Below are 18,791 nucleotides of genomic sequence, written 5' to 3' on the forward strand. Positions count from 1 at the left end.
GGCGCGCTGGGCGCCCCCGCCCTCCCGTGCGTCGACGGACCGGATCGCGGCCGGCCCCGGAGGGCAGGGTCACGCCGCGCACCGGACCGGCCGTGTCGACCGGCTCGAGTCCGTGGGAACACCCCGTGCCGCTGCCGCTCACGCCGGGGCGGGCAGAGCGGGCAGGCTCCCGATCGTCTCGTCGGCATCAACGCGGCGCCTCGGCCACCACGTCGCCGGGCCCGGCGCGTCACCTCGGCCGTCCCTGCCACCCGGCCCGGCCGCCCCGTCCACCGAACCGCCGTGGACGACGGGTGAACCGGCGCCGGACGGCAGGATTCTGCGCGTCCTGGCGTCAGGAGCCGTGTCATGCGCGTCTTGGTGTCGGGTGCTCGGCACCCCGCTCGGCTCCAGCCCATCTCGCTCGGCTCCAGCCCGTCCCGCTCGGCACCGCCCGTCCCACCCGGGCCGGCGTCAACCGCTGGGCGCCACACGTGCGACCGGGCCGGGCTCCTGGTGTGGAGCCCGGCCCGGTGCGGCGGTGCGGGTGGAGCGCGGCTCGGCGGCGCGGCTCCGGTCGGAAGGTTCAGCCGGTGACGGCGACGAGGCGTAGTTCGGAGGTGTAGTGCCGGCCCTGGTCGTCGGTGAGCCAGGTCTGTTCGGGGGTGGGGAGCATCTCGGTGACGGTGAGTCTGGCGTCGGGGTCCTTGCGGGCGAGCCTGCGGGCGGCTTTGGCGAGGATGTTGACGTAGACGGGGCTGTCGAAGTCGACGAAGAAGGGCCGTGGTTCGGTGGGGGAGACCACGAAGACGAAGCGGGGCAGTTCGTGGGTGTCCCGCCACTGCCGGGCCCGGACGAACCGTCTGGCCTCGCTCTTGTCGTCGGCGAAGGCCAGCGCGGAGCCGGCGAACCGCCAGCTCTCCCGCGCCACCGTCATCCGGTCGATGGTGACCCGGGGGGAGCGGTCGGCTTCCGGCAGGAGCCGGAACCGGTCCGTCACCAGCGTGGTCAGCACATGTGCGAAGACCTCCACGGCCGGGAACACCGCGCCGTCGGGCAGCACCACACAGAGCCGGCCGTCGCGCTGCTCCACCACGGCGTCCGCGCTCGGCACGGTCCGGTCGCGATACGGGTCCGCCGTGTTGTCGAGGAGGGCGACCTGGTAGTCCCGCGGCCGTACCAGCGCGTGCCGGATCCGGGCGGAGAGCCGGGACTTGTGTTCCTTGGGCAGCAGAGGCATGAGCCGCGGCGCCGGATGGTCCCGGTCGGTCCGCTCGAACAGCTCGCGGGGGTCGGGGTGCTGGTTGACGAACAGTTCGTTGCCGAGCGTGTTGGCGGCCAGGTGGAGTTCGCCGAGGGTGAGGTGGAACTCTCCGCGCCCGAGGGCGGCGGCGTCCTCCGCGCCGATCATCACGTCCGGGCTGATGTACCGCGCCGCGGCCCAGCCCGGTGCGGTGACCGGCCCGAAGGCCTCCGCCACCCGGCCGGCGATGTCCGTGCCGGCGACCGAGACCCGGCGCACCCCCTGCGAGGCCGGCAGGATGCGCTGCCAGCGGCGCTCGAACTCCGCCTGCAGGCCGGCGGCGTCGGCGACCGCGGCCCCGTGCAGGACCGGCATACAGGCGAACCAGAAGGCGGCGAGGTCCACCGGCCGTCCGGGTCCCGCGTCGGCGCGCAGCCGCTCGTACACCTCGGTGACGCGCTCCGTCACGCGGGCGGCCAGGGCGGAGCAGAGCCAGGCGGCCCCGGACATCAGCAGGTCGAGCGGGGCGAGCGCGGCCAGCACATGGCTGCCCAGCGTCACCCGGGCGGAGCGGCGGCTGTCCGAGTAGACCACGGCCCGGCCGGGCGCCGTGGTGGTGCTCTTCTCGCGTTTGGCGGCCGCCTCGGTCACTCGCTGGAACGTCTGCTCCACGCGGGTGAGAGCCGCGACCAGGCGCTCGGGGTCCTCGGCCGCCGCCCGGACGCCCTCCACCGCGCGTTCCAGTTCGTCCATCCGGGCGACGGCGGCGGCGCGCAGCGCCGGCTCGCCGATCCGCTCCAGGCCGGCGCGCAGCCGGCGGTCGGGGCGGATGTCGGCGGGAACGTCCAGCCGCCAGGTGATCCAGCGCATCCGGAGCAGTTCACCGAGCAGGGCGGGCACGTCCGTGCCCGGGCCGATCTCCTGCTGGAGGGCCCGGACGGAGCGGGTGCCGTCGCACAGGCGCAGCAGGCGGAGCGTCTGCGGCGGCACCGGGTGCGGCGGCCTGGCGGGGGTCCGTACGGCGTTCTCCTCCAGCCGTACGAACGGCACCCGGCGGGGCGCCGTCCAGGGGCGCACCGCCGGGTCGGCCTCGATCTCCCGGGCCAGCGCGTCGACCGACCAGCTGGACCAGAAGACCTCCGAGGACGCGGTCAGTCCGGTGCCCGGCTCGACGGCCACGCCGGGCCGGGCGGTGTCGAAGACGCCCCAGCCGACCGGTCCGAAGAAGCCGATGGTGTCGTTCTTGACGCAGAACCGCTGCCAGTAGTGCGCGACCAGCTCCTCGCGCTGGCGCTGCTTGAAGGTGCGGCCCGCCGTCGCCGGCGACCAGTTGAGGAACGGCCGGATCGCCGAGTCGAGCACCCCGCGGTTCTGCCAGGCGACCGCCGCCCGGAACAGCCCGGAGGCGGCGATCTCCTGCGCGCTCACGGCCGCCTGCACGGCGGCCTGCGCGAACTCTGCCTCGAAGGCATTCCAGGCCGCGCCGGACAGCGCGTCCCGGGGCCCGAACTTGTCAGCTGCCGCGGCCAGGCCCTCCGGCGCGAGCCGGAGCACCCCGTCCGCCGGGAACCCCGCGCCGCGCACCGCGACCTGGTCCCACAGTCGCCAGCGGCCGCTCAGAGAGACGGATCCCTCGTGCATCCCGGCGCCCCCTAGGCCGACGCGGGAGCGAGTGACAGGTCGTCCACGACGACCTGCGCCAGCTCGGCCGGCGACGGATAGGTGAAGACCAGGGCGACGGCGATCTCGGCGTCGAGCAGTTCCTGGAGACGGTGCACGATCTGGAAGGCGGCGAGCGAGTCGCCGCCCGCCTCGAAGAAGTCGCTCGTGGCGTCGAGGGTGTCGTCGCCGAGCGTCTCGCGGTAGTAGCCGGTGATCAGCCCGGTGAGTTCGGCGGTGTCGATGGGGTTCATGGCCCGTCCTTCTTCGGAGTGGTGTGGATGTGGACAAGGGAGGCGGGGCGGTGCGGAGCGGCCGGTCAGCGGCCGGTGCCGGTGTGCGCGGCTCCGGATGCGGCCAGGGCGGCGGCGCTGTTGCCGCCGGAGACGACGACGGCGCTGCGGCCGGGGAGCTCGAGCCGGAGGGCACCGGCCAGCGCGGCCGCGCCACTCGGCTCGGCCGGGATGCCGGCGCGGTGCAGCAGGGTCATCGCGCGGAGCACGGCCGGGTCGCCGACCCCGATCAGTTCGTCGACCCGGTGCCGGACGATCGGCAGGATCACCTCGCCGGGGCGCTGGCCGCGCAGCCCGTCCGCCACCGAGTCGCTGGGCGGCACCTCGACCGGACGGCCGGCTGCGAGGGAGCGGGCGTAGCGCCGGGCCCCTTCGGGTTCCACGCCGATGATCCGCACCGCGCTGCCCAGATGGTCGGCGGCGAGGCAGACGCCGGCCAGCAGGCCGCCGCCGCCCACCGGTACGAAGATCGCGTCGAGGTCGGGGGCGTCCCGCAACATCTCCAGACCCACGGTGCCCTGCCCGGCCACCACGAGGTCGTGGTCCGAGGAGGGCACCAGCGCGGCGCCGGTGCGGGAGGCGAGGTCCTTCGCGTACCGGTCGCGGTCGGCCACCCCGCCGGGTACCCGGACGACCCGGCCGCCGAGCGCCCGGACGGCCGCTTCCTTGGTCTCGGCCGCGCCGGCCGCCATCACCACGGTGACCCGGACGCCGAGGGCGCGGCCCAGGGTGGCCACCGCGATGCCGTGGTTGCCGGAGGAGCCGGCGACCACGGCGTCGGCGCCGAGCGCGAGCAGCGCGTTGGCCGCGCCGCGGAGCTTGAAGGACCCGCTGTGCTGGAGGTGTTCGGCCTTGACCAGCAGTCCGGGCAGCAGGTCGCGGCGCAGCAGCGGGGTGTGCCTCACGTGAGAGGCGATCCGCTCGGCGGCGGCCGGCACGGCGGCCGGTGCGATCCGGGTGTCCGCGGCCGTCATGACACCGGCTCCGGTACGCCCTCGCGCAGCGCCCGCCGGTCGGTCTTGCCGCTGTGCGTGACGGGCAGGCGCTCCAGACGGGTGAACCGCCTGGGCATCAGGTGCGGCGGCAGGGTACCGGCCAGGTGCGCGCGCAGCCGGGCGTCGGTGATGCTTTCGAGCGGGCCGGTGACGTGGGCCCAGAGCCAGGTCCGGCCCCGGTCGTCGGTCTCGGCGGTCACCACGGCGCCGGTGACCTCGGGGTGGGTGAGCAGGGCGGCCTCGACCTCGGCGGGATCCACGCGGTGGCCGCGGATCTTGATCTGGCGATCGGTCCGGCCGAGGTACTCCAGGGTCCCGTCGGGGGCGCGCCGGGCGAGGTCGCCGGTCCGGTACAGCCGTGCGCCGGGCGGCCCGTAGGGGTCGGGTGGGAAACGGTCCGCTGTCAGGCCGGGCAGACCGCCGTAGCCGCGGGCCACGCCCGCGCCGCCGATGTGCACCTCGCCGGTCCGCCCGTCCGGGACTTCGCGCCCCCGTGGGTCCAGCAGGCGTACGACGGTGCCGTCGATGGCGGTGCCGACGATGTCGGCGGAGGTGTCGGGGGCGGCCGGCACGTCGTAGCGGGTGGAGGTCATGGTGCACTCGCTGGGCCCGTACTGGTTGACCAGCCGGCCGCCGACCAGGGCACGGCCGCCGGCGGCGAGGAAGGGACGCAGCGACTCGCCGCTCGAGCACACCAGGCGCAGGGAGCGCAGCCCCTCCGCCGCGCGGGGCGACTGGGCGAGGAAGCCGAGGAAGGAGGGAGTCGTGCTGAGGAGGGTGTCGACGCCGTACTCGGCGACGGTGTCCGCGAAGGACTCGGCGCGGAGCAGTCGCGCGCGGTCCACCAGGACGACGCACCCGCCCGCGGCGAGCGGCGCGAAGGTGTCCCGGATGGACGCGTCGTAGCCGGGCGGGGCCAGCTGGAGGCTGACGGTGCCGGGCCCGAGGGCGTTGTCGCGGACGACGGCGCGGAGGTACCTGTCCAGGCCGCCGTGCTCGATCAGGACGGGATGGGGGGTGCCGGTCGAGCCGGAGGTGTGGCTGACATAGGCGAGCGAGCGCGGATGGGGGGCGCGGAAGGCGGCCGACGGCGGGCCGGCGGCCGGGAGCCGGTCGAGCAGGACGGCGGGTGCGCCGACCAGCGGTCCGAGGCGGTCGGCGAGGTCGGCGCGGGTGAGCAGGTGGGCCGCGCCGCCGCCGGCGGCGAGCGCGGCGAGCCGCCGGTCGGGCAGGCCGGTGTCCAGGGTGAGGAACGCCCCGCCGGCCCGGACGACCGCGGCGGTCGCGACCACGGCGTCGGCGCCCGGAGGCAGGGCCACCGCACAGACCCGCTCCGGGCCCACGCCGTGGGCGGCGAGGTGGGCGGCGAGCCGGTCGATCCGGCCGGCCAGTTCGCCGTACCCGGTCGGGCCGTCGGCGGTCAGCAGGGCGGGGGAGTGCGGCGTGCGGCCGGCGTGCGCCCGGATGGCGTCGACGAACGTCGACCCTGCGGGGGCGGTCATGCCTGCTCTCCCGGGGCGGTGCTCCGGTCGACGGCGACGAGGCGTAGTTCGGAGGTGTAGTGACGGCCCTGGTCGTCGGTGAGCCAGGTCTGTTCGGGGGTGGGGAGCATCTCGGTGACGGTGAGTTTGGCGTCGGGGTCCTTGCGGGCGAGCCTGCGGGCGGCTTTGGCGAGGATGTTGACGTAGACGGGGCTGTCGAAGTCGACGAAGAAGGGCCGTGGTTCGGTGGGGGAGACCACGAAGACGAAGCGGGGCAGTTCGTGGGTGTCCCGCCACTGCCGGGCCCGGACGAACCGTCTGGCCTCGCTCTTGTCGTCGGCGAAGGCCAGCGCGGAGCCGGCGAACCGCCAGCTCTCCCGCGCGACGACGGTGGAGTCGATGGTGATCCGGGGCGAGTGGTCGCCGTCCCGGCGCAGGGTGAAGCGGTCCATCACGCGGTTGCTGAGCGCGTGGCAGAACACGTCGAGCAGGTCGAAGACCGAGCCGTCGGGCAGCACGGCCGCGAGCCCGCCGTCGCGCTCCTCCACCCGCACCTCGCCGGAGCGGACGGTGCGCGGGCGGTGCGGGTCGGCGCTGTGGTCGGCGAGTGCGACGTAGTGGTCCTCCGGGCGGTCCAGGGACTGCCGGCTGCGGGCGGACCACTTGAGCGGAAGCTCCTTGGGCAGCATGGGCAGCAGCCGCGGGCCGGGGAAGTCGCGGGTGGTCTCGTCGATCAGCTGCCCCCGGTCGGGGTGCTGGTGGACGAAGAGCGACTGGGCGAGGGTGTTCATGGCGACGTGCAGCTCGCCGATGACGAGCTGGAACTCGCCGCGTTCGACGGCGCCCAGGTCCTCGGCGACGATCATCAGGTCGGGGCTGATGTAGCGGCTCAGCGACCAGCCGCGCCCGCCCTCGGGGAACGCCTCGCGTACCCGGTCGGCTATGGCGGCACTGGAGAGCGAGACCCGCCGGGCGCCGGCCGGGGCGTCGATGATCCGCGCCCAGCGCTCGCGCAGCTCGGCCTGGATGCGCTCGATGTCGGTGAGGGACTCCGGGTGCGGGGCGGGCAGGCAGGCGAACCAGAGCGAACCGAGGTCGACCTGCTCGTGCAGCTTCCGCAGCTCCAGGTAGGCCTCGTGGACGCGTGCGCCGATGGCCTCCGCGTACCGGTTGGTCATCCAGCGGGCGGCTGTCAGGCACAGCTCCAGCGGAGCGAGCCGGGCCAGGACGGCGGCACCCACGGTCGCCGTGGCGGACCGGCGGCAGTCGGCGTACACCAGGGCGCGGTTGGGCGCGGTGCGGGCCCCCTTCTCGCGGACCGCCGGCACCTCGGTGATCTCGGCGAAGCCGGCCTCCAGGGCGGCGAGCGCGGCGGTCAGCTCCTCGGGGTCGGTACCGGCCCGCTGGACCCGGTCGCGGCCGGTCTCCAGCACCGCCAGCTTGGCCAGCGCCGGCTCCCGTACCGCCGGGTCGCCGATGCGCTCCAGCATGGCGCGCAGTTCCCGCTCGGGGTAGGTACCGGCGGGCACGTCCAGCTTCCAGCCGATCAGGCGGCGCGAGACCAGCCATTCCAGGGCCGCGGTCACCTCATCGGCCGGCAGGTCCCGGCCCAGCTCCCGGCCGGCCAGGACGGTGAGCTCGGCGGGCGTCCGGCGCCCGTCGCACAGGCGCAGGACGGTGAGCGCGGGTTCCGGAGCCGGCTGCGGCGGGCGGCCTGGCAGGCGCACCGTGCCGTCGACCACCCGGACGAACGGAACCTGGCGCGGCGGCGTCCACGCGCGCACCCGCGGGTCGCGGTCGATCGCCTTCGCGAGGGCGTCCATCGACCAGCTGGAGAAGTAGACCCGGGAATCGGCGACCAGGCCCGTGCCTGGGTGCACCTCGACGCCGCGCCGGGAGAGGTCGAAGGTGCCCCAGCCGACCGGTCCGAAGAAGCCGATGGTGTCGTTCTTGACGCAGAACCGCTGCCAGTAGTGGGCGACCAGCTCCTCGCGTTGGCGGGGCATGCTGGTGCGGCCCTCGGCGGACGGCGTCCAGTCGAGGAACGGCTTGATGCCGGTGCGCAGCACCGTGCGGTTCTGCCAGGCGACCGCGGCCCGGAACGGCGCCGAGGCGGCGATCTCCTGGAGGTCGCGCGCGGTGCGCACCGCGGCCGCGCAGAAGTCCTCCTCGAACGCCTCCCAGTCCGCCCCCGCCGGCACCTCCCCGGAGGCGAACTTGTCCGCGGCCGAGGCCAGGCCCTCCGGGGCCAGCCGTAGTACTCCCGCGGCGGGGAAACCGGGCCCGCGCAGTGCGAAGTGCGTCCACAGGCGCCACCCGCCGCCGGGCATGCGTATGGTGTCGGACATTGCTGTGCTACCTCCCTGGGAAGAGTGCTCCGGACCGGCCGAGGGGTCGTCAGGCCGGCTCCGCCGGGATGCCGCCGAGGCACCACTCCAGAACGGCGCGGGCGCTGTGGTACTTGTTCTCAGCCTGCTGGAACGCGATGCTCGTGGGGCCGTCCAGCACCTCGCCGGTCACCTCGTCGCCGCGGTGTGCGGGCAGGTCGTGCATGAAGACGGCACCGGGGCAGGCCGCCAGCACGGCGGCGTCCACCCGGAAGGGGGCGAACACGCGCCGCCAGTCGGGGTCGGGCTTGGTCGTGCCGGTGGTCTGCCAACGGGTGGTGTAGACGATGTCGACCTCGGGCAGGTCGGCCATGTTGTGCCGTTCCTCGACCAGCGCGCCGGACTCCTTGGCGTGCACGCCCGCCCGGTCGAGGAAGGCCGCGTCCAGTCCGTAGCCGGGCGGGGTCCGCAGGTGCAGCTCGGTGCCTCGGAACCGGCTGAGGGCCAGGGCGAGTGCCGAGGCGGTGTTGTTGCCCTCGCCGGCGTACAGCACCCGCAGTCCCTCGATCCGCCCGAAGCGGCCGAGCATCGTGGTGAGGTCGGTGAGGGCCTGGGTGGGGTGCTCGGCGGCGCTCATCGCGTTGACCACGGCCATCTGCCGCTGGGCGGCGTAGGCACGCAGTTCCTCGGTGCTGCCCGCGGTGCGGGCCACCAGCACGTCGAGCATCCGGGAGAGAACGTCGCCGGTGTCCTCGGAGCTCTCCCCGGTGTTCTCCTGGAGGTCGCCGGGACCGTAGGTGATCAGCCGCCCGCCGAGCCGGAGCGCGCCGGCCGAGAACGCGGTCCGGGTGCGGGTGGACGTCTTGCGGAACAGCACGCCGACGACGGCGTCGGCGAGCGGCCGGGCACCCTCGCACTCGCCGGCGGCGTACTGGGCGCCGCGGTGTACGAGCCAGCGCAGCTCCCGGTCGGTCAGGTCTTCGACGGAGATCAGGTGGTGGCGGTCGGGGCGGGGCATCGCGGGGTTCCTCCTCGGGTGGCTGGCCGTCAGTTCGCTTGCAGGGCGTCGAGCAGGATGCCGAGCCCCTCGTCGAGCAGGCCGGGCTCGATCGTGAGCGGGGGCATCACCTTGAGGACCTCGTCGTAGCGGCCGCAGCGCTCGACGATCAGGCCGTGCTCGAAGGCGTGCCGCTGGACGCGCTCGGCCCGCTCCGCACCGCCGGCCCCGGCGGTGTCGACGCCGAGCACCATGCCCCGGCCGCGCAGCACGAGGCCGGAGTCCAGCGCGGCCGCGTCGGCCCGGAACCGGGTCAGGCGCTCCGCACCCCGCTGAAGGCCGGTCAGGAAGTCGTCCCGCTGCCACAGTTCGCAGGCCGCGGTGGCCGCGACGAAGGCGAGCTGGTTGCCGCGGAACGTGCCGGTGTGCTCACCGGGCTGCCACAGGTCCAGCTCGCGGCGGAACAGCGTGAGCGAGAGCGGCAGCCCGTAGCCGCTGAGGGACTTCGAGACGGTGACGATGTCCGGCACGATCCCGGACTCCTCGAAGCCGAAGAACGCGCCGGTGCGGCCGCAGCCGGTCTGGATCTCGTCCAGGATCAGCAGCACCCCGTGCCGTTCGGTGACCTCGCGCAGCCGGCGCAGCCACTCCCGGCTCGCCGGGTAGACCCCGCCCTCCATCTGCACCGATTCGACGACGACGGCCGCGGGCGGTTCGGTGCCGGAGGACGGGTCCGCCCACAGCCGCTCGATCAGGCCGATCGAGTCGAACGGGCCGAGCGGGCCGTCCTCGAAGGGGACGAAGGTCACCTCCCCGCCGGTGACCGTGCCCGCGCGGCGGGCGCGGCGATTGCCGGTGACCTCCAGCGAACCGCGGGACATCCCGTGGTAGGCACCGGTGAAGGCGGTCAGACCGGTGCGGCCCGTCGCACGGCGGGCCAGCTTGAGGGCTGCCTCGACCGCGTCGGTCCCGGTCGGGCCGGTGAACTGCACCTTGAAGTCGAGGCCGCGCGGCTGCAGCACGACCTCGGTGAGGCGGGTGAGGAAGTCGCGCTTGGCCACGGTGTGCATGTCGAGGCCGTGCATGAGGCCGTCGTCGGCGAGGTAGTCGATGACGCGCCGCTTGACGGCGTCGTGGTTGTGTCCGTAGTTGAGGCTGCCGGCGCCGCAGAAGAAGTCGATGAAGGCCCGGCCGTCGTCGGTGTGCAGCAGCGCGCCCCTGGCGCGCTCGAACACCACGGGGAAGGTACGGCAGTACATCCGCACCTCGGACTCGATCTTCTCGAAGACGGAGTTGTCGGCGGTCGCGGGGAGTGTCATGGCGGTCCTTGGGCGAGGAGGCGGTTGCGGTCAGCGGCCGGCGGTCGTGCGCGCGCCGCGTGGGCGTGCGGTCAGCCGCGGCAGGGGACCGTCCGGGGCCAGCAGCGGATAGCCGTCCAGGGCCGTGGCGAGGGCGGCGACGGTGGGGTGGTCGAACAGTGCCCGTACGGGGACGTCCACCCCGAGGGCGGCGCGCAGGCGCACGGACACCCGGGTGGCGAGCAGCGAGTGTCCGCCGAGCAGGAAGAAGTCGTCGTGGGCGCCGATCCCGGTGGCGCCGAGGACCTCTTCCCAGACCCTGGCCACGGACTGTTCCCGCGGGGTGCGCGGAGCGGCTGCCGGGCCGGCCGCCTGCGGCGTCGGCACGGGGAGCGCGTGGCGGTCCACCTTCCCGCTGACCGCGGTCGGGATGGCGTCCAGCAGGACGAACGCGGCCGGCACCAGATGGTGGGGCAGGGAGTCGAGCAGCTCGGCGCGCAGCGCGTCGGGGGTGGGAGGGTTCCCGGGGTCGTCCGCGACCAGGTACGCGGTCAGCTGCTGACCGCCGCCGGCGTCCGGCGTCGGGTGCACCACGGCGGCGCGGACGCCGTCGAGAGCGAGCAGCGCGGCCTCGATCTCGCCCGGTTCGATCCGGTGGCCGCGGATCTTCACCTGGTGGTCGCTGCGGCCGAGGATCTCCAGCGAGCCGTCCGGGCGGAGCCGGCCGAGGTCGCCGGTGAAATAGAGCCGGCCGCCGGGCGCGGTGGCGTGCGGGTCGGGGAGGAAGACGCCGGCGGTCTGGGCGGGCCGCCCCCGGTAGCCCCATGCGAGGCCGTCGCCCCCGATGCAGACGTGCCCGGTGACGCCCTCGGCCACCGGCTCCAGCCGGTCGTCGAGCACCCGGACGGTCGTGTTGTCCACCGCCGCCCACCGCCGTACCCGTCCGTCGGCGCCGTGCCGGGCCACGCTGGTCCAGATCGTCGCCTCGGTCGGCCCGTAGAGGTCCAGGACCGGAGCGCCGTCCGCCGCGAGCGCCGCGGCCAGGTCGGTGTGCAGCTTCTCGCCGCCGGACAGCACGGTGAGACCTGGGCCGGGGGTCCAGCCGGTGTCTACCAGTGTCCGCAGCATCGACGGGGTGGCCTGCATCAGATCCGGGCGGGCCTCGCCGATCAGCCGGATCAGGCGCTCGGGGTCGCGGGCCTGCTCGCTGTCGGCCAGCACCAGCCGGGCGCCGGTCAGCAGCGGCAGGCACAGCTCCAGCATCGAGGGGTCGAAGGAGGCGGTGGTGACGCCGAGCACGGTGGCCGCCGGCCCCAGCTCCAGCCGGGCCGCCATCGAGAGCAGGAAGTTGGTCAGGGCATGGTGCGGGATCTGCACGCCCTTGGGGGTGCCGGTCGAGCCGGAGGTGTGGAAGACGTACGCCAGGTCGTCTGGGCCGGTGGTCCGGTCGCGCCGGTGCGCCGGGCCGGCCGGGGGCGGGCCGCCGTCGAGCAGAAGGGTCCTCGCCTCGGTGCCGGCGACCCGTCCGGCCAGCGGGCCGGTGGTGACGACCACCGCGGCCCTGGTGTCCTCGATCAGGTGGCCGATACGCCGCGCGGGGTGCAGCGGGTCGAGCGGGACGTAGGCGGCGTCCGCCTTGAGAACGCCGAGCAGGGCGACGAGGAGCCCGGTGCCGCGCTCCAGCAGGACGCCCACCCGGGTGCCGCGGCCGACACCGAGACCGCGCAGCCGGTGTGCCAGCTCGTCGGCCCGCTGGTCGAGTCCGGCGTAGCTCAGCCCGCCGTCCCCGGAGCTCACGGCAATGGCATGCGGGGTGCGGCGCGCCTGCTGCTCGAACAGATCGGTGACGGTCTGCGTGGGCACGGCGCGGGCGCTGCCGAGGCCGAGTGCGAGCCGGCGGCGGCGCTCGCCGCCGGGCAGCGGTTCGAGGACGGAGGTGGCACGGGGCAGCGGCTCGTCCGGGGCGGCGAGCAGCTCGTGCAGCAGCCGGACGTAGTCCTCGGCGACGCGGGCGGCCGTCTCGGGCGTGAACAGCGCCGTGGCGTACTGCAGGCGCAGCCCGAGGCTGCCGTCGGGACGGCCGAGCAGGTCGAGCGCCAGGTCGAACGGTGTCCCGGCGACCGGGGTGGGCACCACTTCGACCGACAGGCCGGGCAGGACGGGTGGTTCGGCCTGGGAGTCGAGGGTCAGGAAGGAGACCTGGAAGAGGGGGTTGCGGCTCAGGTCGCGGGGAGGGGCCAGCTCGCCGACCACGCGTTCGAACGGGGTGTCGGCGTGCGTGAGGTCGGCCAGGAACGCGTGCCGGACCCGGTCCACTAGCTCGCCGAAACCCGGTCGGCCGGACAGGTCGGCGCGCAGCACCACGGTGTTGACGAAGGGGCCGATGAGGTCCCTGGCGGCGGGGTGGCCGCGGCCGGCGACCGGGGTGCCGACGGCGAAGTCGTTCTGCCCGCTGTAGCGGCCCAGTTGGGCCTGGAAGGCCGCGAGCAGCACCATGAACCGGGTGGCGCGGCGGGAGCGGGCCAGCCGGTCGGCCTGTGCCACCAGATCGGCAGGGAGGGTGAACCGGGCCACGGCGGCGGCGCCGTCGAACTCGGCCGGGCGGGGCCGGTCGGTCGGCAGGTCCAGCGGCGGCAGGCCCGTCAGACGCGAGCGCCAGTGGTCCAGGCCGCGGGCGAGCCGGGGACCGGCCGACCGCTCGCGCTGCAGGGCCGCGAGGTCGGAGTACTGCAGGGGAAGCTCCGGCAGTCCGGGGCGGACACCGGTGGTCCTGCCGCGGTAGGCCGCGGCCAGGTCGCGGGTGAGGACGTTCCAGGAGGAGAAGTCGAAGGCGATGTGGTGGACCACGACGACCAGCAGGTGGTCGTCGGGCGCGAGCCGCGCCAGAGTGGCCCCGAGCGGCGGCGCGGTCGACAGGTCGACCGGCCGGCGCAGCGCGCGGTCGAGGACCGCGGCGATGCCGGCCGCTCCGGCGGCGGGAGCGTCGACCCTGTCCAGCGGAACCTCGACCCGGGGGACCACATGGGCCACCGGTTCGCCGTCGGCGGCCGCATACCGGGTACGCAACACCTCGTGCCGGTCGACCACGTCGGCCAGGGCGGCGGCGAGGGCCCCGGCGTCGAGGTCGCCCCGCAGGCGCAGCGCCAGCGGAAGCAGATGGTCCGCCGTGCCGGGCCGCAGTTGGTCGAGGAACCACAGCCGTTGCTGCGAGAAGGATGTCGTCCGGCCGTCACAGCGGTCCACCGGCTCACCTCCGAGGGGTCTGGTAGGTCGTCGCGTGCCTCGGGTGGTCGGGGCACGTCCGGAGCTTGCCGTTCGGGCGTGGCCGCGCAGTAGGGAAGGAGCGGCAGCGCCCGTCGCGGCTTTTGCTGCGTCAATGTCTCTGGTCGGGACCGGGACCGGTTCAGATCAGCCCGGTGCGGACGCCGTACGCCACCGCGTGCGCCCGGTTGCGGACCTGCAGGCGGGTCATCAGGTCGTACATGACGTTCTTCACGGTGTGCTGGGAGCAGGACAGTTCACGGGCGATGGCCGCGTTGCCGTGCCCCTCGGCGACCAGCGCGAGCACCGTCTTCTGGCGGGCCGTCAGCGGCGAGTCGGGCACGGGGCGCCTGCGCTCCGCCTCGTCGCCGCCCGCCTCGTCGAGGAGGCGGGCCAGCACGCCGTAGGACATCCGGCCGTCGCCGTACCGGGCGGCGTGGACGGCGGTGAGCAGGCGCTCCGGCGTGGCCTCGGCGGACTGCAGCATCGCCGCCACCCCGGCCCGCACGGCCAGCCGCACTCCCGCGGCGGTGAAGGTGTCGGCGATCAGCAGGAGGGGGCCGCCGGCGGGTTCCGGTCGGCCGCCGAGCGCCGCTCCCGGCGTCCGGCCCGCGGCAACCCGGACGACCCCGTCGCAGCCCCCGGCCGCCACCAACTCGATGCCGGCCCGGCGCAGACCGGCGGCAACCGTGTCGCGGGCCGCCCCGCCCGCCGGGCACAGGTGCACGCGCGGCGCGCCGTCGTCCCGCCCGGCAACCGGCGCCGCCTCGAGGACGAGGCCGGTCACAGCAGGCCCGTCCGCAGCGCGTAGGCCACCGCGTGGGCGCGGTTGCGCAGCCGGAACCGCTGGGTGATGTCGCGGACCACGGTGGTCACCGTCCGTGGTGAGTAGCAGAGTTCCTTGGCGATTTCATCGGTCTCCCGGCCGTCGGCCACCATCCGCAGGACCGCGCGTTCCCGCTCGTCCAGGCCCCAGTCCGGTCCGCGGCCCCGCACTCCGGGATAGGGGTCGGTCTCGGTGCTCTGGTCGAGCAGGCCGTCGATCAGGTCGGGGGGCACGGTGCAGTCGCCGCCGGCCACGGTCCGCACGGTCCGCGCCAGCCGGTCGGCGTCAACCTCGTGCCGGCGCAGGAGACCGCGGGCCCCGGCGTTGACGGCGTCCGCGGCCTCGGCCGCGGACATGTGGGAGGCGATCACGATGACGGCGGGCCGGTGCGGGCCGCTGCCGGTCGCGGCCACCAGGTCGAGTTCCTCGCGATCCATTCGGTCGAAGATCACGACGGCCACGTCGGCCTTCTCCTCCGGCCGGACCAGTGCGATGTCCCGGTTGCCGGACAGGGCGCTGACGGCGCCGGCCTCGAGCAGCGGGTCCAGGGCCACGACGCACAACGACAGGGGATTGCCCATGTGTACTCCTCGGTCAGTGCGGAACGAACCTCTCGGTGAGGAGTCTCGACAGCCTGTGCGCCGCGCCGCATGGGGCGCGATTACCCGCATTCCCGTGCCTCGCCGCGCCGGCCCGGCCCGTACACCGGCGGCCGGACCGCACACGGCCGCGCGCCGCCGGACGGAGCCCGGCCGCCGGGCCCGCTCGCCTCGGCCGCGGCGCCGTCGGCGCCCACCGCTCCCGCCGACCCGCCCGGCAGCGCGAAAGGGGGGCCCGGCGGTGGCGTCAACTGGGTAGTCCGCCGCGGAATGTGGGGGTACTGCTCCCCTGTACGGGCGGGCGACACCGCTGGAAGGGTGACGGACGTGACCAGAACCGACACCGCCCGTCCCGCCACGGAGGCGACGACCTCCTGGTGGGCTCCGGCAGCGACACTGCGTGAGCGCCTGTCGGCCCCGCACCCGCCGGCGCCGGCACCCGCGGGTGCGGCCGCCAGGATGCGCACCCGCTCGCCGGTCGAGTTGGCCTGCGAGTCCGCCCGCTCGGCCCGACTGGGCGCCGGCCCCAGGCTGGTGGCGGCACTCGCCACCGAACCGCCGGCCCGCCTGGCCGGCCGACTCGCCAAACCGCAGTGGGCGGTGTTCGTCGAAGGGGCGCTCGCCGCGGCTCCCGAGACCCCCGCGGAGGTCTGCGGGGCCGCGGTGACCGCGCCCGCCGACCCGGCGGACGGAGCGGTGGTCTTCGAACCGGTACTGCGCCCGCTGGTGACGGCGGCCGTCGCCGAGCTGGCCGAACAGGCCGGCGCGAACGGTGCCGACCCCGGCGAGACGGCGGTGTTCGCCGGGGACTACGCGGACTGGCTGGTAAGGCGACTCGCCAGAACGGCCGCCCGGACCCTGGTCGTCGAGCTGGCCGCCGCGCGGACCACGGGCGACCTGTCCGGCTCCACCGCCGCCGCCCGCTTCGCCGACTTCGTCGCCCGGGCCGGCACCCGGGCGGGTCTCGCCCGGCTGTTCGCCGGATACCCGGTGCTCGCCCGCCTGCTGGCCCTGGCCTGTCGGCACACCGCCCGGTCCGGCGCCGAACTGCTGGCGCGGCTCGCCGCCGACCGGCAGGAGCTCGCCGACGAGCTGTTCGGCGGGCGGAACCCGGGGCCGCTGGTCGGCGTCGAGCTGGGACTCGGGGATCTGCACCAGCAGGGCAGGTCGGTGGCGGTGCTCCGGTTCGCCACCGGCAGCGCGGTCTACAAGCCGCGGCCGGTCGACCAGCACGCCCTGCTGGACAGGATGGCCGGCTGGCTCGACGCCAAGATCCCGGGCCTGGGGCTGCGCACCCCGCGCTGGGTGGCCGGCGACGGCTACGGGTGGCTGGAGTACATCGACCACCGGACGTGCCGTTCGCTGGCCGAGATCGACCGGTTCCACCGTCGGCAGGGTGTGCTGATCGCCCTGGCCTACACCCTCGAAGGGGTGGACCTGCACTACGAGAACGTCCTCGCGCACGGCGACCAGCCCGTGCTCGTCGATGTCGAGACACTGCTGCACCCCGTCCTGCGGGAGGGCGGGACCACCCGGCCGGATCCGGCCGCCGGGGCACACGCCTCCTCGGTGCACCGCACCTGCCTGCTGCCGCAGCTCCTGGTGGGAGAGCTGGGCGCGGTCGACGTCTCCGCGCTGGGCGGCGCACCTGGCGGGGAGTCCCCCGATACCCGGATGGTCTGGGAGGACGCCGGCACGGACGAGATGCGCATGGTGCGCCGCCCGGCGCCGTTCACCGGCGCGCTGAACCGTCCCTACGGAGCCGCGGCCGGGCCCGGCAGCGCCGACCGGGTGGCCGCGGTCCTGTCGGGATTCCGCACCGGGTACGACGCCGTCGTCCGGCACCGCGACGAACTGTCCGGCCCGGCCGGGCCGCTGGACGCCGGCGGGGACGCGGCCGGTCGGCTCGTGCTCCGGCCGACGATGCTGTACGCCACCCTGCTGGAGGAGGCGACCCATCCGCAGGTGCTGCGCGACGGGCTCGACCGGGATGCCATGTTCGCGGTGCTGTGGGCCGATTCGGACGGCGACCCGGCCCGCCAGGCCCTGATCGAGTACGAGATCGCCGACCTGTGGGACGGCGACGTCCCCGTCTTCTTCCACCGGCCCGGCTCACCGGAGGTCTTCGCCTCGGACGGGAGCCCGGTGAGCGGCGTCCTGGACACCTCGGGCCTCGCCTCCTCACGGGCGAAGCTCGCCGCCATGAGCACCGTCGACCGCCGTGCCCAGGAGTGGATCATCTCGGCCACCCTGGCGTCCGCGGAGCCGTGCGCCGCCGGACGCCACCACCGGGTGAGCCGCCGGGCCAGTCCGGCTCCCGCCGTCCTGCCGGAACCCTCCGCGCTGCTGGCCGCCGCCTCCGGGATCGCCGACGAGATCGCCGGCCGGGCCGTCGGCGGACACGGCCGGGCCAACTGGCTGGGCCTGGAGGCGGTCGACGACCGCTGGACGGTGCTGCCCATGGGCGCGGGGCTCGCCCAGGGATACAGCGGAGTGGCCCTGTTCCTGGCCCAGCTCGGCGCGCTCACCGGCTCCGCCCGGCACACCGAGCTGGCCCGTGCGGCGCTCGCCCCGGTGCCCGAACTCGTCGCTGCGTTGGCCGCCGACCCGGCCCTGAGCCGGGCCGTGGGCCCCGGCGGCTTCGAAGGCCTGGGCGGAGTCTGCTATGCGCTCGCACGGGTGGCCACCCTGGTTGACGACGACATCGCCGGGTGCCTGCCGACGGCGCTGGACGCCTTGGCGCTGGCGGCGCTCGGCGACGACACCTCACCGGGCGTGTCGGCCGGCCTGGCCGGAGCGCTCGCCGCCCTGCTCGCGGTGTACCGCGAGCGCGGGCTGCCCCAGGCCGCCGACCTCGCCGACCGGATCGCCGAACGGCTGCTGGGGCTCGGGCCGGCCGGCCGGCCCGGTGACGGGGCGCCGGAGAGCTTCGGCTTCGCGTTCGGCGAGGCCGGGATCGGCTGGGCGCTCGCCCGGCACGCCCGGTTCGCCGGCGGTCCACTGGGCGCGCGGACCGAGGCGGCCGGACGCACCCGGCTGACCACCGCACTCGCTGCGGCGGACCGGCTCGACGCGGGCTGGTGCTCCGGTACCGCCGGCGTCGTACTGGCGGCGGCCGACGCCGGGCTCCGCCCGCAGCCGGTGAACGGTCCGGCTCGGGACGCGAGCCGCAGGCTCGCCGAGCACCCGCCGGTGGCCGACCTCAGCCTGTGCCACGGCGAGCTGGGCATCGCGGAAGCGGTGGCCGCCCTGGCCGAGTGTGGCCACGCCGAGGCGCGCAGCAGTCTGACCGGCCGGATCGGCCTGGCCCTCGGACTGCTCCACGCCTGGGGGCCGTGTTGCGGAACACCTGGGCGCGTACCGACGCCCGGACTGCTCACCGGGCTGTCGGGCATCGGCTACGCCCTGCTCCGGCTGGGCTTCGCCGACACCGTGCCCTCGGTCCTGCTGCTCGGCCCCGCCCAGAGCGGCGGACGGGGCTGAGTCCGTACCGCCCTCCGAACCGGTGCCCGCGCCGCGAGCACCACGAGAGCCTTTCCGGAAATGCGAACAAGTTCATCAACAGCGCGATCCCACGCCGGATCGCCTTCCACCGAAAGGAAGATCCATGTCCAGCTTCCCGCAGAACGGTACCGGCCACGGCGAGGCCACGGGCGCGGCCGCGACGGTCACCGACCCGGCCGGCGAGATCCGGCTGGTCCGCTGGAACGGAGCGTGCGCCCGCACCCGGGCGCTTGCCGGAATGACCCTCGGCAGCGGCGTGGTGGTCGGCCTCGGCTCCGCCACCATCACCACCGTGTCGGTGCCCGCCTGACCTGACGTCACGCCCGGCC

12 protein-coding genes are annotated in these 18,791 nt (G+C 75.1%); 2 read left to right on the forward strand and 10 right to left on the reverse strand.

The window, feature by feature from the left end:
* Positions 1–565 precede the first annotated feature (565 nt).
* From ACWCV3_RS15970 to ACWCV3_RS16015, 10 genes are all read right to left on the reverse strand, one after another.
* Positions 566–2,863 (reverse strand): lantibiotic dehydratase, encoded by a 2,298-nt coding sequence (locus tag ACWCV3_RS15970; protein ID WP_451223533.1) that lies wholly within the window; start codon positions 2,861–2,863, stop codon positions 566–568.
* Between the two features lie 11 nt (positions 2,864–2,874).
* Positions 2,875–3,135, reverse strand: a complete 261-nt coding sequence (locus ACWCV3_RS15975) for an acyl carrier protein (RefSeq protein WP_365793050.1) — start codon at positions 3,133–3,135, stop codon at positions 2,875–2,877.
* A 65-nt stretch (positions 3,136–3,200) separates the two neighbouring features.
* A complete protein-coding gene (locus ACWCV3_RS15980) occupies positions 3,201–4,148 on the reverse strand; it encodes a threonine ammonia-lyase (protein ID WP_451223535.1) in 948 nt (315 codons plus the stop codon).
* Positions 4,145–5,671, reverse strand: coding sequence for an amino acid adenylation domain-containing protein (locus ACWCV3_RS15985; protein ID WP_451223537.1), 1,527 nt, complete (start codon positions 5,669–5,671; stop codon positions 4,145–4,147). Before ACWCV3_RS15985 ends, ACWCV3_RS15980 begins: the two co-directional genes overlap by 4 nt.
* The gene (locus ACWCV3_RS15990) at positions 5,668–7,998 is read right to left on the reverse strand and encodes a lantibiotic dehydratase (RefSeq protein WP_451223539.1); all 2,331 of its coding nucleotides are present in this window, start codon (positions 7,996–7,998) and stop codon (positions 5,668–5,670) included. Before ACWCV3_RS15990 ends, ACWCV3_RS15985 begins: the two co-directional genes overlap by 4 nt.
* A gap of 49 nt (positions 7,999–8,047) precedes the next feature.
* The gene (locus ACWCV3_RS15995; protein ID WP_451223541.1) at positions 8,048–8,995 is read right to left on the reverse strand and encodes an ornithine carbamoyltransferase; all 948 of its coding nucleotides are present in this window, start codon (positions 8,993–8,995) and stop codon (positions 8,048–8,050) included.
* Between the two features lie 29 nt (positions 8,996–9,024).
* Positions 9,025–10,293: a diaminobutyrate--2-oxoglutarate transaminase gene (locus ACWCV3_RS16000; protein WP_451223543.1), complete on the reverse strand. Its 1,269-nt coding sequence runs from the start codon at positions 10,291–10,293 to the stop codon at positions 9,025–9,027.
* A 30-nt stretch (positions 10,294–10,323) separates the two neighbouring features.
* Positions 10,324–13,515: a non-ribosomal peptide synthetase gene (locus tag ACWCV3_RS16005; RefSeq protein WP_451223545.1), complete on the reverse strand. Its 3,192-nt coding sequence runs from the start codon at positions 13,513–13,515 to the stop codon at positions 10,324–10,326.
* 160 nt (positions 13,516–13,675) lie between these two features.
* Positions 13,676–14,320 carry a response regulator transcription factor gene (locus tag ACWCV3_RS16010; RefSeq protein WP_451223547.1) on the reverse strand — a complete coding sequence of 215 codons (645 nt, stop codon included), beginning with the start codon at positions 14,318–14,320 and terminating at the stop codon, positions 13,676–13,678.
* Positions 14,317–14,940, reverse strand: coding sequence for a helix-turn-helix transcriptional regulator (locus ACWCV3_RS16015; protein WP_451223549.1), 624 nt, complete (start codon positions 14,938–14,940; stop codon positions 14,317–14,319). Before ACWCV3_RS16015 ends, ACWCV3_RS16010 begins: the two co-directional genes overlap by 4 nt.
* 345 nt (positions 14,941–15,285) lie before the next feature.
* Here ACWCV3_RS16015 and ACWCV3_RS16020 point away from each other — a divergent pair, with 345 nt between their 5' ends.
* Both ACWCV3_RS16020 and ACWCV3_RS16025 read left to right on the forward strand, forming a co-directional pair.
* The gene (locus tag ACWCV3_RS16020; RefSeq protein WP_451223551.1) at positions 15,286–18,441 is read left to right on the forward strand and encodes a type 2 lanthipeptide synthetase LanM family protein; all 3,156 of its coding nucleotides are present in this window, start codon (positions 15,286–15,288) and stop codon (positions 18,439–18,441) included.
* Positions 18,442–18,565: 124 nt separating this feature from the next.
* Complete coding sequence (locus tag ACWCV3_RS16025; RefSeq protein ID WP_451223553.1) at positions 18,566–18,772, forward strand: hypothetical protein; 207 nt, start codon at positions 18,566–18,568, stop codon at positions 18,770–18,772.
* Positions 18,773–18,791 lie beyond the last annotated feature (19 nt).

Source organism: Streptomyces sp. NPDC001781 (genome assembly GCF_053596035.1).

What these genes read in the sequence shown, in the direction of transcription:
- ACWCV3_RS15970 (WP_451223533.1), bottom strand. Translation starts at nt 2,863, where the DNA reads ATGCACGAGGGATCCGTCTCTCTGAGCGGCCGCTGGCGACTGTGGGAC.
- ACWCV3_RS15975 (WP_365793050.1), bottom strand. Translation starts at nt 3,135, where the DNA reads ATGAACCCCATCGACACCGCCGAACTCACCGGGCTGATCACCGGCTAC.
- ACWCV3_RS15980 (WP_451223535.1), bottom strand. Translation starts at nt 4,148, where the DNA reads ATGACGGCCGCGGACACCCGGATCGCACCGGCCGCCGTGCCGGCCGCC.
- ACWCV3_RS15985 (WP_451223537.1), bottom strand. Translation starts at nt 5,671, where the DNA reads ATGACCGCCCCCGCAGGGTCGACGTTCGTCGACGCCATCCGGGCGCAC.
- ACWCV3_RS15990 (WP_451223539.1), bottom strand. Translation starts at nt 7,998, where the DNA reads ATGTCCGACACCATACGCATGCCCGGCGGCGGGTGGCGCCTGTGGACG.
- ACWCV3_RS15995 (WP_451223541.1), bottom strand. Translation starts at nt 8,995, where the DNA reads ATGCCCCGCCCCGACCGCCACCACCTGATCTCCGTCGAAGACCTGACC.
- ACWCV3_RS16000 (WP_451223543.1), bottom strand. Translation starts at nt 10,293, where the DNA reads ATGACACTCCCCGCGACCGCCGACAACTCCGTCTTCGAGAAGATCGAG.
- ACWCV3_RS16015 (WP_451223549.1), bottom strand. Translation starts at nt 14,940, where the DNA reads ATGGGCAATCCCCTGTCGTTGTGCGTCGTGGCCCTGGACCCGCTGCTC.
- ACWCV3_RS16025 (WP_451223553.1), top strand. Translation starts at nt 18,566, where the DNA reads ATGTCCAGCTTCCCGCAGAACGGTACCGGCCACGGCGAGGCCACGGGC.